Origin of the sequence: Saccharopolyspora ipomoeae (genome assembly GCF_029952525.1) — a bacterium.
GTDB lineage: Bacteria > Actinomycetota > Actinomycetes > Mycobacteriales > Pseudonocardiaceae > Saccharopolyspora > Saccharopolyspora ipomoeae.
On the sequence record NZ_JASAOF010000033.1, the window covers coordinates 23,796 to 38,539 of the forward strand.

Below are 14,744 nucleotides of genomic sequence, written 5' to 3' on the forward strand. Positions count from 1 at the left end.
CCGTCGCCGTGTGCCGGGTTCCTCCTCCTGCTCCTTCTGCCTCTCCTCCCGGCTTCTTTCGTCTGTTGCTTGTGCTTTTCGGGTGTGCGGTTTGTCATGGGTGGGGTTCAGCGTTGAGCGAAATCTTTTCGTGACCTTTCTTGGTGTTCTGTTTGTCTTGTGCTGGGGTGGGGGTGTTCGGGCTGGGGGTGGCTGTGGCTCGGTGGCTCGGAGGTGCCTCGTGGCGGGAAACAGTCGGGATCCTGGGCGGTCGGTGACCGCTCGGGCCTTGAGCGTGCTGACCGCGTTCGACGCCGAGCACGCTCGGCTCACGCTGACCGCCATCGCGCAGCGGGCCGACATCCCGTTGGCGACCGCGCACCGGTTGGTGCGGGAGCTGGAGCTGTGGGGTGCCCTGCAGCGCGACTCCGACGGGCGGTACGTCATCGGTCTGCGGCTGTGGGAGATCGGGCTGCTGGCCCCGGTGAACGGGCGGCTGCGCGAAGCGGCGCTGCCCTACATGCAGGAGCTGTGCGAGACCACGCACGACAACGTGCACCTGGCCGTGCGGGACGGGCTCGACGCCGTGTACGTGGAGAAGCTCACGACGCCCCGGGCCGTGCCGATCATCTCCCGGACCGGCGGGCGGCTGCCGATGCACGCGACCGGGGTCGGCAAGGTGCTGCTCGCGCACGCGCCCGCGACGGTCGTGCACTCCTGCTGCGAGCACGGGCTGACCCGGCACACCGCCTACACCATCACCGAGCCCGGCCGGCTCGGCCGCGAGCTCCAAGGGGTCCGCTCGCGCGGCTACGCCTCCGCCAACGAGGAGATGACCCTCGGGAACTGCTCGGTCGCCGTGCCCGTCCAGGACGCCTCCGGAACGGTCGTCGCGGCGCTCGGCGTCGTCGCCCACAGCGTCCGCGCGGACGTCACCCGGCTCGTCCGCTCACTGCTCCCCGCGGCCGACGGCATCCGGCAGCGGCTGGCTGACGGCGAACGGGTCAACCTCGACGCCCTTCATCGGTGAATAATCTTCCGCTTACCGGTCGAATAATCCGTCAACTGTACATTTGTGCAGGTCGTATGACCGGCGCCGATATCATGCGGCGATTTTCCAGGCCACGAATGATGGGCGGGAGGCGTTGTCGTGCGGGTGTCGGGTAGCGATCACCCGTCTGGCCGCATCGCTGGGCTGAAGCCCCCATGTCATTCGTCGACCGGTCACCGACAGCTGCCCGCCGCCGATCGCAGCGACCCCCGATGAGCAGCGCAGAACCGCCTCGGAGCTGTTTTAGTCAACGTGGCCCCCGCACCGGTGACTGCCCCGCACCGGCGCCGGGGGAGACGAAGACGCGGAGTGCACGAGCCGAGGGAGGCGGAACGCTGTGACCGGAATTCCCGGACAAGCCTGGTCCGAAGACGAGCTCCGAGCCTGCTCGACCACGCAGGTCCGGTCGCCGCTGGGGCTGGCCGCCTCCGTGGGGGCGCTCGCCCAGCGGTCGGTCGACGCGCTGGGGTGGACCGGCAGCACGCTGCCGCCGGTCAAGCTGCTCGGGCGTCAGATCATCGCCACCGCGGAGCTGGTGCCCGACGCCCACGCCGAACGCCTCGTCTTCGGCAGCGGGCCCGTCCTCGACCGCGCGGAGATCGCCACCTGGGTCTGGCCCGAGATGGACGGCCGGGTGCCCCCGCCCGCCGCCCGGATCACCGGGTTCCTCGCGCCGGCCCGGCACTGGCGCACGGCGCTCACCGCCGCGGTGCCCTTCGCGCGGTTCGCCAACGCGGCGATCGTGGTGCCGCGCTCGGTGGCGGTCGCCCCCGACTTCACCGCGACCTGCCTGATCCGCGCCCGCCAGTTCGGCATCGCCGTGCTCAGCTCCGACGGTGACGACGTGCGGGAAGAGCTCCCGGGGCGCAGCTTCGACGACGCGCCGCCCGTGGAGCACACCGCTGTCTCGCGGTGGGTGAACGAGGTCGTCTACCAGCAGCTGCTGTCGGCCGAAGCACCGGCGCCGTCGCGCAGCTGACAGGCCCCTGGGGGCCGCAGTTCCAGTTGGACCGGGGGGCTTCAACTGGAACTGCACCTACCAACCGGCGGGCGGGGGGCCAAGCCTGCTGGAGGGGGAGAGAAGCGGACGGAGACCCGCCGCGCGCACCGCGCAGCGTGGGGTGGGACTCCGTCCGCTGAGTTGTCCACAGGTCTGTCCACAGGTGGGTTATCCCCAGGAACGGGGAGTTGTCCACAGGCCGTGCTTGAACGGTTGAGGAGCGTCATCGGACCTACCGTGGAGGCATGCGCATCGTCATCGCCGGAGCCCACGGGAAGATCGCTCGGCCGCTCGGTCGGCTGCTGTCCCAGCGGGGCGACCAGGTCCTCGGAATCATCCGCAACCCCGACCACGCGGCCGACCTCGAAACCGACGGGGTCGAGCCGCTGGTGCTCGACATGGAGAACCTCTCGGCGGCCGATCTGGCGGGCCGTCTGTCCGGAGTGGACGCCGCCGTGTTCCTCGCCGGAGCGGGCCCGGGCAGCGGTGCCCCGCGCAAGGACACAGTGGACCGCGGGGCGTCCGTGCTGCTCGCGGATTCCTGCCAGCGGGCGGGGATTCGGCGTTTCGTGCAGGTGAGCTCGATGGGCACCCGCACCCCCAACCCGCCCGACGTGGACCCGGTGTTCGGGGCCTATTTGGACGCCAAGCGCGCCGCCGAGGAGGACCTGCGCGGGCGCGATCTGGACTGGACGATCCTGCGCCCCGGACGGCTCACCGACGACGAGCCGACCGGCCGGGTGACGCTGGCTCCGGAGGTCGGCCGGGACGCGGTCACCCGCCGCGACGTGGCCGCCGTGCTGGCGGCTCTGCTGCCCGAAACGGGGACCGTCGGACGGGCCCTGGAACTCGTCAACGGTGACGTTGCGATCACCGAAGCGGTACGGGCCGCGGCGGCGTAATCAGTTCGGGTTATCCACAGGGCCGAGGACGCGCTCCAGGTACGCGTTGTGGAAGATCCCGCCGGGGTCGACCGAGTCGCGGACCTGCCGAAACTCGGTGAACCGGGGGTAAAGGCCGGACAACGCCGTCGCGTCCAGGCGGTGCATCTTCCCCCAGTGCGGTCGCCCGCCCGCGTCCCGGGCGATCGACTCGAACGCGTCGAAGTAGGACCGGTACGGCATGCCCAGGTACTGGTGCACCGCGACGTAGCCGGTGTCCCGGCCGTGCGCCGTCGACAACCACACGTCGTCGGCGCGGGCGACCCGCACCTCCACCGGGAACATCACCGGATCGGCCAGCCGCTCGGTCGCCGCCCGCAGCTCGCGCAGCACCTCCGGGACGACTTCGCGGGGGAAGGCGTACTCGGACTCGACGAAGCGGATCCGCCGAGGCGTGGTGAACACCCGGTACGAGCGGTCCCGGTAGGAGCGGGCCGACCAGGTCGACGCGCAGAGCCGGCTCAGCGGCCGGACCAGGGCCGGCACCGCGCGCCCGACCCCGCAGACCGCGCCGAACAGGCGGTTCTCCATCACCTCGTACTCCAGGAAGTGCCGCGCCGGGCTCAGCGGGCGCGGCGGTCCCGGGTGCCGGTTGTTCCGCTTGACCATCGCGTGGTGGCTGTGCGGGAACCAGTGGAACTCGAAGTGGTCGTTGGCCTCGGCCAGCCCGTGGAAGTCGCCGAGCACCTCCTCCAGCGGCGCCGGGCCCTCCTCGGCCGACAGCGTGAAGGACGGGACGCAGCGCAGGGTCACGGTGGTGATCACGCCGAGCGCGCCGAGACCGAGCCGTGCCGCGGCGAACAGCTCGGGGTTCTCCGCCGCCGAGCAGCTCACCTCGGAACCGTCGGCGAGCAGCAGGTCGAGCGCCTCCACCTGGGTCGACAGCCCGCCGAGACCCGCTCCGGTGCCGTGGGTCCCGGTGGAGATCGCCCCGGCGAGCGTCTGCTGGTCGATGTCGCCGAGGTTGGCCATCGCCAGCCCGAGCCCGTCGAGCTCGGCGTTGAGCACGTGCAGCGGTGTGCCGCCGTGCGCGGTGACCAGCCCGGTCGCCGGGTCGGCGTGGACGATCCCGGTGAAGTGCCGCAGGTCCAGCGCCACACCGGATTCCGGTGAGGCGACCGCCGAGAACGAGTGCCCGGAACCGATCGGGCGCACGCGCAGGCCGTCCCGGGTCGCGGCGGCGATCACCTCGGCGGCCTCGCTGGTGTCGCGCGGGGTCGCGGTCCGCGCGGGGCGCGCGGTGGCCGTGCGGCCCCAGTTGGTCCACGGCCGTGCGGTGTTCGGATCGCGGGGGGTCGGACTGCCGGGGGCCAGATCACGCTGCATGCCGGGCCTCCAAGAGGGTGGCGCGCTCCAACGGGTGAGGTGCTCGGCGCGATGGGCTGAAGTTATGTGAAACCAATTCACATAACAAGCCCTGCGGCCTACGGTTGTGGGCGTGCGCCGGATCGAGGAGATCACCCGCGAAATCGAGCCACCGTTCGCCGCGGTGGACTTGGCAGCCTTCGACGAGAACGCCCATGACATGGTGCGCCGCGCGGCCGGTGTGCCGATCCGGATCGCCACCAAGTCCGTCCGGTGCCGGGAGCTGATCGCCCGCGCGCTGCGGACGGACGGCTACTCGGGCCTGATGTGCTACTCCCTCGCCGAAGCCCTGTGGCTGCACGGCGAAGGGCTCAGCGACGACCTGCTCGTCGCCTACCCGACCGCCGACCGCGCCGCGCTGCGCGAACTCGCCGCGAACCCGGCCGCCGCCGCGGCGATCAGCGTCATGGTCGACTCCACCGACCACCTCGACTTCATCGACGCCGCTACCGGTCCCGACCGGCCCGACATCCGGCTCTGCGCCGAGGTCGACGCGTCCTGGAAACCCCTGCCCGGCGTGCACATCGGCACCCGCCGATCACCCCTGCACAGCCCCGCGCAGGTCCGGCGCTTCGCCGAGACCGCGCAGCGCCGCAGGGGATTCCGGCTGGTCGGGCTGATGGCCTACGAGGGGCAGATCGCCGGGCTCGGCGACGCGCCGCCCGGCAGGCCGCTGCGCGGGGCGCTGCTGCGCGCGATCCAGCGACGGTCCGCCGCCGAGCTCGCGCAGCGGCGCGCGGCGGTGGTGCGGGCGGTGCGCGAGGTCGCGGACCTGGAGTTCGTCAACGGCGGCGGCACCGGAAGCTTGGAGCGGACCGCGGTGGAAGAAGGGGTCATCACCGAGGTCGCGGCGGGGTCGGGGCTGATCGGCCCGACGCTGTTCGACGGGTATCGCGGCTTCCAGCCGCGTCCGGCGGTGCTCTACGCGCTGCCGGTGGTGCACCGGCCGGCGCGTCGCATCGCGACGCTGTTCGGCGGCGGCTACATCGCGTCGGGTCCGCCCGGGGCGGATCGGGTTCCGGCGCCGCACTGGCCGAAGGGGCTGGGGCTGCTGGGAACCGAGGGCGCGGGTGAGGTGCAGACGCCGGTGTCCGGCGCATCGGCACGTGACCTGCGGATCGGTGATCGGGTCTGGTTCCGGCACGCCAAGGCGGGCGAGCTCGCGGAGCGGTTCAACCGGTACCACCTGATCGACGGCCGCCTGGTGAGCGTGGGGCGCTCGGCCGTCGAGGAGGTGCCGACCTACCGGGGGGAAGGCAGGTCGTTCGGGTAGTTCGACACGATCGTCGGCCCGATCGGAGTCGAGGTCACCCGGTGTTCTTCGGTGATCCGGTTGGACAGGTACCCGCGGACCAGATCCTTGGCCTCGGCCAGGATCGCCTGATCACCCTGCGGATCGCGGCGGAACGCCAGGTGCAGCACGGCGTCCGCGGCCTCCACCGCGATGGTCAGCGGGAGAGCGAGATCGGCCGGGTCGAGCTGGAACTCCTCGGCGATCAGGCCGGTCAGCTTCTCCGCGATGACCGCGTTGTTGTCCTTGCCCGGGTCGAGCAGGCGCAGGTCGACCACGTCCCCGAAGTGCAGTCGGCTGAACGCCGGGACCTCGCGGTGCATGGTCAGGTAGGTGTCGAAGACCGCGTCCACGGCATCCCACCAGTGCGCCAGCTCGAGCTGCTCGAAGCGGCTGGACACGGTCCGCACGAACCGGTCCAGGTTGCGCAGCGTCAGCTCTTGCACGACTGCGCGCTTGTCCGGGAAGAACTGGTAGAGCGATCCGACTGCGACACCCGCGCGTTCCGCGATCAGGGTGGTCGTTAATCCGTCGTATCCCACCTCGTCGATCAAGCCGGCGGTCGCGGCCAGCATCTTCTCCACTCGCTGGGCACTCCGCTGCTGCACGGGCTTGCGCCGCAGCGGGGCTATTTCTGCAGGCAATGCGCCTCCCTGGTTGGAGTTGTGCCGACCAGTCTGCTGCTGAGCCGACATCCGTGCGTTCCGGACATGCCGCGACACCGTCAGGCGAAGGGGTGAATTCGGCAAGCGTTGCTTGATTTTCGCCCAGTGTTACATCCCGTGCGGGTGAAAACGCTGATCGGCCTGGTGATCCGCCAGCGTTACAGGAAATCGGTATGCATTGAGTCATGTTGTCAACGCGGAGGGTCGCTATCTAGTGTGACGAGGGTCGTCATTCTCCGTGACAGAAGGGTCATTGTGGGTTACTGCACGGCTGCCCCCCGTCTGCTCGCCGTACTCGGGTTCGCCCGCCGGTGTGCCGAGATCACCCGCTCGGCCCCGGGGCCGAGCGGTGCCCCGGGTCCGCTCGGTGTACGGCGTCCGCTCGGTACGCCGTGACGGCTCGGGATGGCGTGACGACTCGACAGGTGGAGGCGGAACTGCCGCTGCTGGAGGACGACTGGACGGTGGCCGAGATCCCGGCCCCCGGACCCTGGCGCGCGCTCACCGTCGCCGAGGCCAACGACCTGCTCACCGCGGGCGGCTACGGCCTCTGGGTCGAGCAGGACCCCGGCGGGGCGCTGCTGCTCGCCGGCGTCGGCACCGGGATACCGCTCGGCGAGGCCGCCACCTGGGCCGACCTGTACCGCGCGCTGGTCCGGCTCCGCCGCACCCGGCGGGTCTTCGACGCGGCGTGGCTGAACCGCCTCACCGGCGCCCTCGACCCGGAACCCGCCCGATCGCCGCAGATCACCGAGGTCCCGGCGGACCGGGTCGACCTCCTCGCCGGAACCGATCGCGAACTCGCGCACCGGGTGCTGGCCTCGCTGCGCGGCCCCGCCACCGGCCCCACCGTCCCGTTCCCCGAAGCCCGGGTGACCGTCGGCCGACGGGAACGCGCCGTGCGCGTGCAGGCCGTCGACTCCCGCGATCGCGCGCTGCGCGAGCTGCGCGGCTGGGAGCGGCTCGCCGCCGTCGTCAACGACGACCCCGAGCTGCGGATGCACTGCGCGACCCAGCCCGTGCCGGGCGCCGTCGTCGACACCGGCACCGGCAGCACCGCGCTGCTGCGCGTCGTCGACCCCGCGCCCGCGCACCCCCGGCACCCCGGCGGCACCATCGCCGCCGACCTCGACGCGCTGCTGCACCCCGGCTCCGACGGGACGCCGAAGCTGCTGCGCGTCGTGCTCGACAACCGGTTCGCGCGCCGCGAGGACGAGCTCGACCACTTCCTGGAGCACCTCGTCCGCCCGCTGCTGCGGGTGTTCCGGCGCGCTCTCGACACCCACGGGCTCGGGATGTTCGCGCTGGACGAGACCGGGTTCGCCGTCGAGCTCTCACCCGAGCTGCAGGCCACCGGCCGGATCGTGGTCACCGACCACGAGCGGATCACCGCCGAACCCACCCGCGCCGAGGTCACCACCGGAGTCCGGGCGCTGGTCAGCACCCTGGAACGGCTCGGCGAGGGCTTCGCCGCGCTCGGCGGCGCCGACCGGGCCTGCGAGGTGCGCGACGCGGTCCGCCGGATCACCGGCGAGGAGCTGCGCTACCTCGCCCCGCACACCGCCGAGCTGCTCTCCGGCGAGCAGCCGCTGCAGAGCTACGCGCACACCGTCCCGGAGAGCCAGGACGCCGTGCTCAAGTCGGTCCTCGACCGCGTCCAGCAGGGCACCCGCCGACGGCGGTGGGACCCCGACGCGCCCCGACCCGCCGTGGTCGTCGACGTCGACCTGTGCGGGCTGATCCCGCTGCAGCGCATCGCCGACGCCACCCGCGCCATCTCCGGACCCCGCCCCGGCGCGCCGGGCGGCATCCTCGAACTCGCCGGCCCCGCCACGCTCCCGGTGCTGCCCACGCACGTGCCCGGCAGCTGGGAGAACTTCGTGCGGGCCAGCGGGCTCGGCGAGCGCTACCCGGGCGTGGACTGGGAAGCGCTGCGCGGCGACTTCCTGCGCGCCTTCCAGTCCCGGCCGCGCGAACGGCTCGGCACCGACCGCGTCAACGCCGGGCTCGCCCGCTTCGTCTGGGACGTGCACGATGCCGGGGGGCAGGTCGTGTTCTGCACGGCCCGCAAGGAGCGGTTCCGCGAGGTCACCGCCGAGGTGCTGGCCGAGGCCGGTGTCCCCGACGCGGTGCTGCTGGTCGTGCGCGACGAGGCGATCCGGCCGATCGCCGAGGTCAAGGCCGAGCGCATCCGCGCGCTCGGCGGGCTCGACGTCGTCGCCGTCTTCGACGACGAACCGGACAACCGGGTCGCGGTGCGCGACGAATTCCGCGACGCGCTGCCGGTCGCCGTCGAGATCCCCGGGCTCGCTCCGCAACGACGCCCCGACGACCCGGTCGCCGACGGCGCCGCCGTGATCGCCACCTTCGAGACCCGGCCCAGCGCGCCCGGCGGTCCGAAGCTGTCCAACACCCACTCGCTGGAAGAGCTGCAGATCGGCGCGCTGCGCCGGAACCGGATCTCCCGGCGCTGGGCCGTGCACCTCACCGAAGCCGAGACGCGGTCGATCGTGGACTCGATCCTCGCCGACACCGACCGGGCAGCGCTGCGCACCGGCCGCAGCGCCGCCGCCAAGTTCGGGGTCGACCGGCACTCGGACGGACTCGACCGGCCCGCCGACGTCGACCGCGTCCTGGCCGCGCTGCACCACGTGCTGACCCGAAAGCAGTTCATCAAGGGTTCCCGCGCGAACTACCGGCTCGCCGACCTCCTCCGCGACGCCGAGGCACCGGTGCGGGCGGGCGAACCCATCGACGTGGTGCTGCTGGGATTCCCGGTCAAGCAGTGCCTCAACCGGCTCAAGGCCACCGGCCCGCTGCCCGACCTCGCCGAACTCGGCGCGATGGCCCGGCTCCGCGAGATGCAGCGCGCCGTCGCGACCGTCTACCCGCCGGGGCTGCACTTCAACATCCTCACCGACGGCAGGCACTTCCGGAGCCGGCCCGCCGCGATCGCCGACGCCTACCAGCGCAAGCTGCGCGAGTACGTCGACCTCGTCGGCATCGGCGACCGCACCACCGTCGCCGACATCGACGAGGTCGCCGAGCAGCGGCTCGGACCCGGCTTGCCCGCCGAACGCGCCCGGCGCATCGCCAACTACCGCAAGCTGCTCAGCGACCGGCTCCGCGAGTTCGACATCACCGACAACCCGCTGCGCACCCTCGAAGCCGTGCACGACTGGTCGAGGTCGGAGACCGACTTCGCGCCGCACGTCATCGGGCTGTTCCGGGAGATCCTGATGTCGCTGGTCTACTCGGTCCCGGTGACGGTTCCCGCGGGCACCGACCGGATGGAGTGGTCGGCGGCGCTCTACACCGACGTCTACAACGTCACCGACCCCAGCACCTCCGCCGAGGTCCGGCAGGGGCGCCGGGCGGTGCTGCGCCGAGCCTGGCACACGGTCATCCGCTACATGGCGACCATGCAGGTCGACGAGGAGTTCGGCTACGAGCGGATGTTCCCGCACCGGGTCCGGTTGACGTTGAGCGCCGTTCGGCAGGGCTGCCTCGGGTTCACCTACCTCGGCGGTTCCGGCCTGCTGCCCTGGCAGGGGACCGGGGTCCTCGACCCGCGCGGGCACGTCGCGATCGACTTCGCGATCTCCTTGCAGGACCAGGGATTCGTGCCGGTGTACTCGCCGCTGCTGGGACCACGTCAACCCTGGGCGATGGTTCCCGCCGATCGAACCGAGCTGATCGAATCCAATGTTCCTGCTCCTCGGGGGGTTTCGCCTCGTTCTGGGCTGCGGTTGGACGAGGAGTTCGTGAGGAAGGCTCGTCTGCGGCGAAAGTAGGTCGTGGAAAGCTGATGGTGATCAGTGGTTTCGTCTACTGACACCACTCCGTGGTCCATGTGCTTGGCGGTGCCGGAAGCGGAACCTCAGACGCCTTCTGGCTCCGGGATCCGAGGCTTATGTATGCCAATACACGACACGTCGGCTGTCCTCCCCAGAAGACGTCTGAGAACCCGCGGCGGTGCGGGTTGCGAGGGTGGGGTACTGCGAAAGCGCCTGCGGCGCTTGCCTGACGTGCTCGGGTCGGCTTCCTTCTTCTCCACATGGAAAGGCCCTGGGCGCGAGTCGGGGATTTCGCGTCCAGGGCCTTTTCCTGCTCCGGGCCGTCCGGGGAAACGGTGATCCGGAGTGGTTGGAGTCCGCGGACCGGCACCGGTCGGGGGGAGGGGAGTGCGTCAGCACCGGCCCGCGGAAGTCTGTTGAGTTGGTGGAGCTTGGTGGCGGCCGACTCGCGTTGGCCGGGGTCGGGGATTCGCGACTAAGCGCTCATCGGCCGCCACCCTGGCGGTTGCTCGGCTTCCCGGGTCGGGGAGGAGGTGCTGCTGTCCGGGGCCGAGTCCGCCGGCTTACGGCACCGGCGTGGCCGGCTGCAAAGCGTGCGCCGGTCGCAGGTGCCGTGCGGGACGGGGTGCGAGGGCGCCCGCCACCAGGTGCTCGTAGGCCGACTCCCACACCGTGCACGGTGCTTTCGTGGGACGTCGTCGTCCTGAGCACTCCGGGCAGTTGCCCTTCTCGTCGGCTTCGTGAGCGGTGAGCAGCGCCCGCCACCCCGCGGTCAGCCGCGGGAGTTCGTTGCGCGCCACGGACAGCAGGGAAGAGGCGTCCGCGCGGTCGGCGAGCTCGGAAAGCACATCGAGCCGCTCACGCACCGCGCTGCGCAACACCTGCCCCAGGACCTCGTCCATGAGACTCCACCGTCACTTTCTCGCCTGCGCTGCGGCATCCCGCAACGCCATCGACAACTGACCGGCACCGCGGCTTTCGAGCTCCGCGGCGTGGCCGGGCGGTCCGACGAGCACCACCTTGTCCCGATTGACGAGCACGGCCAGGCTCCGATGCGCGTTGGCGACATCGCGGCAGTCGACGTGCCACCAGCGACGGCGGTCGGCAGGCGCCGGAACGTGCGGGGTTCCGTCACCCTCCTGCCGGTTCGTCGCTCGGATGTCCATCGTCCGCCCCAGATCCCGTCTGTGCTCGCTGCTTGCTGATGACTACATTGGTGCCTGGAGGTCGCTGCGCCTAGAGGACGGGCGACGACCGGACCGAAGACCGCGACGAGCGGTAAGCGGACTTCACCGCAACCGATCACCTCTACCGATACGGGCTTCACCGACTTGCCGCAGTGCGCTTACTCTGCGACCAACGCCCGTTCTAGAGCGTCAGGGGGTCAAATGAACATCATCGGATCTGGCGGCTCGCCCGTTACTCCCGACGTCTGGAACGAGCGGGACATGCGGGATGCGCTGGCCCGGAGAGACGTCAGCGAGGTCTACCGCCAACTGCGCAGGCACGGCGTCTCGCAGCGGCAGATCGCCGCCTCGACGGGGCAGTCCCAGTCCGAGGTGTCCGAGATCCTCAAGGGCCGGCAGGTCATGGCGTACGACGTGTTGGCCCGAATAGCCGACGGGCTCGGCATCCCGCGGGGCTACATGGGCCTCGCCTACGACGGGGCGACCGCCATGCGGGTCGCGAAAGCGACGAACGCCCTGGAAGCTGAGGAGGACGAATCGGTGAAGCGTCGGAAGTTCCTGTCCCACGCTGCCGCGGTGACCATGGGCGCCTCGGTGTTCGGCACCGAGGACAGCGCCTGGTCACCCGCCAGCGCCTCGACTCCGGCTCCGGCGCGCATCGGCATGACCGATGTGCAGCAGATCCAGGCCGCCACCAAGGCCCTGCGCGACCTGGACTACCGATACGGCGGCGGCACCTGCCGCGACGCCGTGGTCGCTCAGCTCTCCTGGGCCCAGCAGCTGCTGGACTCGACGTCCAGCGACCCCGTGCGCAAGCAGCTGTTCGTGGCCCTGGCCGACATGCACAGCCTGGCCGGCTGGACCTCGTTCGACGTCGGTCTGCTGGACCCGGCGCGCAGCCACTTCGGTCGCGCCCTGGAGTTCGCCAAGCGCGCTGACGACGACAGCCTCGTGGCCAGCGTGCTGTACCGGATGGGCCGGGTCTACCTGCACTACCAGGAGCCCAACGAGGCGCTGAAGCTGTTCCAGCTCGGTCAGATCGCCGCGCAGGAATCGGGTTCGTCGCTGACCGTCGCGGTGCTGTGCGCGAACGAGGCGTGGGCCTACGGGATGCTCAACAAGCCCGACCAGGTGCAGAAGATGGTGGGCCGCACCAAGGACGAGTTCGCCCGCGCCAACGTGGACGACGCCCCGGACTGGGTCCGCTTCTTCACCGAGAACGACCTGCACGGCATGATCGGCTCCGCGCACGACGCGCTGGCGGTGTTCGATCCCAAGAAGCACGCCTCGATCGCGGTGGCCGAGACCATCAAGTGCAACGAGGCCTACGGCGCGGACATGCAGCGCACCCACGTTTTCGGGCTGAGTCTGCAGGCAACCAACCACTTCCGGGCCGGCGACGTTCAGGAGGGCCTGAAGGTCGGACGTCGCGCGCTGCAGTTCGGTGAGCGCGTGAAATCCGCCCGTGTCGCCGACCGGCTCAAACCACTGGAGCTGGAAGCGGGCAAGCACCGGGCCAACTCGGATTCCCGCGACCTCTTCGAGGAAGTCCGGCGGTTCCGCCAGACCTGAGGTCCCCCTGACCTGGGGAGACCCACTGGCTCGTCGCCGGTGTGAGAGCACACACATGCGTATGAAGACATATCAGGTTCACCAGCACCAGTCCGTCCCGCCGGAGCTGGAGCTGGCGCTCACCGAGATCTGCGAGACCGTCGGCCTGAACCCGCGCGGTGCTCGCCTGCTCCGGTTCATCAACAACGGCGTCTTCCTGCTGCGGGACGAGCCGGTCATCGTCCGGCTGGTGCTGTCCCCGTCGTTCGCCCACCGGGCCCGCACCGCGGTCGAGGCCGCGCACTGGCTGGCGATGCACGGGGTTCCCGCGGTGCGGCTGCTGCCGGGCGTGGAGCAACCGGTCAGCTCCGGCGCGCACTGCGCGACGCTGTGGCAGTACGTGCCCGAGGAGGGCCGGGTCCCCGGCAGCGCCGACCTGGGAAATCTGCTGCGGCAGATGCACTCCCAGCCGTTGGCCGAGGAGACGTTCAAGCCCTGGAAGCCGATGGCCGACATCCGGCGCCGGTTGGGCGACGCCGTGGACATCGACCCGGAGGACCACCGGTTCCTCCAGCAGCGGTGCGACTACCTGGAGGAACAGCTCGAACAGCTGGACTTCCCGCTGCCGCGCGCGGTCATCCACGCCGACGCCCACCTGGGCAACGTGATCGGCGGCCCGGACGGTCCGCTGCTGTGCGACCTGGACTCGCTGTGCATCGGCCAGCCGGAGTGGGACCTGACGCCGATCGCGGTGGGCAGCCTGCGGATGGGCTATCCGGCCGAGTGGCACCGCGAGCTGGCCGACGCCTACGGCTTCGACATCACCTCGTGGGAGGGCTTCCCGGTGCTCCGCGAGCTGCGCGAACTCAAGATCACGACCGGTGTGCTGCCGATCCTGCGGACCAACCCGAGCGTCCGCGAGCAGGTCTCCTGGCGGTTGCGCACCATCCGCGAAGGCGACCTCGACACCCAGTGGGCCCCCTACAGCTGACCGCGAAGTTTTCATGAAAACTTCCCCACCCCCACCACCCCCGACCAGAACTCCGGTCCGTCGAGGAGGAGGGAAGTTTTCATGAAAACTTCCCCACCACATGACCACCCAAACCGAGGGTTTCGGTCCCCTCGAAGATCTCTGACTTGGGAGTTCCGTTCCTGGGGGGAGCGAGGTTTTCATGAAAACCTCGCTCGCGCAGGGACCCTCGGACCCGGGGGTTCGGTTCTTGGAGAAGGGAAGTTTTCATGAAAACTTCCCTCCCCCACGACCTTGGGAGTCGGGGGTCTTGGTTCCGATGGGGCGTCCGGTTGAAGCCGGTGCGGCCGTTCGGGGGATCTTGGTCGGTTCGCGGCGTCTTTCCGGTCGGTTGTGGTCACCGGATTCGACCTGAAGGGGTAGACCATACGAGCGAACTGGTGCATCGAGTCGGTGCTATAGCGGATGGGCTGTCGATGAGGATCGCTGAGTTCCCGCCGGGCGAGCGCGCCCCGCGCTCCCGCCGTGCCCGCGCTCTCGCCAGCGCGCGAGTGCTGGACGAGGTCGTGGACGACCACCTCCGGTCGCTGCGGCAACTGCCCCCGGATTTCCGCGAGCCCTACGCCGATCACCTCGCCGAGCTGGTGCTGGTGGCCCAGGCGTACCGGCACTACGCGGCGGGCTGGATCTCGCGCCGGGAACTCCACCGACGCGCCCGCGCGGCGCTGCGTCGGATGGACGCCGGGTCGGACGGTCGAGCCGTCCCCCGTGCAACTCGTCGACGGTGAATGACCGCTCGCAGACTGTCGCGCAGTCGCCCTCCGAAACGCCTGCCGGACCGTTCCCGGCCTGAGATTTCCCGCGTCCACCTGCGGGTTTCGCCGATCGGTTCCGGTCGGCTTCGGTCGAGCCGAACTTCGCGTCCCCTCGCGCAGCCGCCATCCGCT

General features: G+C 70.7%; 12 protein-coding genes. 8 read left to right on the forward strand and 4 right to left on the reverse strand.

Going from position 1 to position 14,744, the window contains the following annotated elements:
• The first annotated feature begins 220 nt into the window (after positions 1 to 220).
• From QFW96_RS28825 to QFW96_RS28835, 3 genes are all read left to right on the forward strand, one after another.
• A complete protein-coding gene (locus tag QFW96_RS28825) occupies positions 221 to 1,009 on the forward strand; it encodes an IclR family transcriptional regulator (protein WP_281458897.1) in 789 nt (262 codons plus the stop codon).
• Positions 1,010 to 1,367: 358 nt separating this feature from the next.
• Entirely contained in the window at positions 1,368 to 2,009 is a 642-nt protein-coding gene (locus QFW96_RS28830; RefSeq protein WP_281458898.1) for a hypothetical protein, read from the forward strand.
• A 266-nt stretch (positions 2,010 to 2,275) separates the two neighbouring features.
• Entirely contained in the window at positions 2,276 to 2,932 is a 657-nt protein-coding gene (locus QFW96_RS28835; protein ID WP_281458899.1) for an SDR family oxidoreductase, read from the forward strand.
• Here QFW96_RS28835 and QFW96_RS28840 read toward each other — a convergent pair whose 3' ends face one another.
• Positions 2,933 to 4,297 carry a D-arabinono-1,4-lactone oxidase gene (locus QFW96_RS28840; protein WP_281458900.1) on the reverse strand — a complete coding sequence of 455 codons (1,365 nt, stop codon included), beginning with the start codon at positions 4,295 to 4,297 and terminating at the stop codon, positions 2,933 to 2,935. It abuts the gene before it with no gap.
• 106 nt (positions 4,298 to 4,403) lie between these two features.
• Here QFW96_RS28840 and QFW96_RS28845 point away from each other — a divergent pair, with 106 nt between their 5' ends.
• A complete protein-coding gene (locus QFW96_RS28845) occupies positions 4,404 to 5,609 on the forward strand; it encodes an amino acid deaminase/aldolase (protein WP_281458901.1) in 1,206 nt (401 codons plus the stop codon).
• On the opposite strand, the gene QFW96_RS28850 is transcribed toward QFW96_RS28845, so the two are convergent.
• Positions 5,579 to 6,202, reverse strand: coding sequence for a TetR family transcriptional regulator (locus tag QFW96_RS28850; RefSeq protein WP_281458922.1), 624 nt, complete (start codon positions 6,200 to 6,202; stop codon positions 5,579 to 5,581). The genes QFW96_RS28845 and QFW96_RS28850 overlap by 31 nt on opposite strands.
• Before the next feature lie 500 nt (positions 6,203 to 6,702).
• On the opposite strand from QFW96_RS28850, the gene QFW96_RS28855 reads away from it, so the two are divergent.
• Complete coding sequence (locus tag QFW96_RS28855) at positions 6,703 to 10,086, forward strand: L-tyrosine/L-tryptophan isonitrile synthase family protein (RefSeq protein WP_281458902.1); 3,384 nt, start codon at positions 6,703 to 6,705, stop codon at positions 10,084 to 10,086.
• A gap of 566 nt (positions 10,087 to 10,652) precedes the next feature.
• Here the strand turns inward: QFW96_RS28855 and QFW96_RS28860 are convergent.
• Together QFW96_RS28860 and QFW96_RS28865 are read right to left on the reverse strand one after the other, a co-directional pair.
• Positions 10,653 to 10,991, reverse strand: a complete 339-nt coding sequence (locus QFW96_RS28860) for a hypothetical protein (RefSeq protein ID WP_281458903.1) — start codon at positions 10,989 to 10,991, stop codon at positions 10,653 to 10,655.
• Between the two features lie 12 nt (positions 10,992 to 11,003).
• Complete coding sequence (locus QFW96_RS28865; protein ID WP_281458904.1) at positions 11,004 to 11,255, reverse strand: hypothetical protein; 252 nt, start codon at positions 11,253 to 11,255, stop codon at positions 11,004 to 11,006.
• 222 nt (positions 11,256 to 11,477) lie between these two features.
• Here QFW96_RS28865 and QFW96_RS28870 point away from each other — a divergent pair, with 222 nt between their 5' ends.
• From QFW96_RS28870 to QFW96_RS28880, 3 genes are all read left to right on the forward strand, one after another.
• Positions 11,478 to 12,848: a helix-turn-helix domain-containing protein gene (locus tag QFW96_RS28870; protein WP_406688329.1), complete on the forward strand. Its 1,371-nt coding sequence runs from the start codon at positions 11,478 to 11,480 to the stop codon at positions 12,846 to 12,848.
• Between the two features lie 61 nt (positions 12,849 to 12,909).
• On the forward strand, positions 12,910 to 13,818 hold the full coding sequence (locus tag QFW96_RS28875) for a phosphotransferase enzyme family protein (protein ID WP_093419507.1): 909 nt from the start codon (positions 12,910 to 12,912) through the stop codon (positions 13,816 to 13,818).
• A 455-nt stretch (positions 13,819 to 14,273) separates the two neighbouring features.
• Positions 14,274 to 14,585: a hypothetical protein gene (locus QFW96_RS28880; protein WP_281458906.1), complete on the forward strand. Its 312-nt coding sequence runs from the start codon at positions 14,274 to 14,276 to the stop codon at positions 14,583 to 14,585.
• Positions 14,586 to 14,744 lie beyond the last annotated feature (159 nt).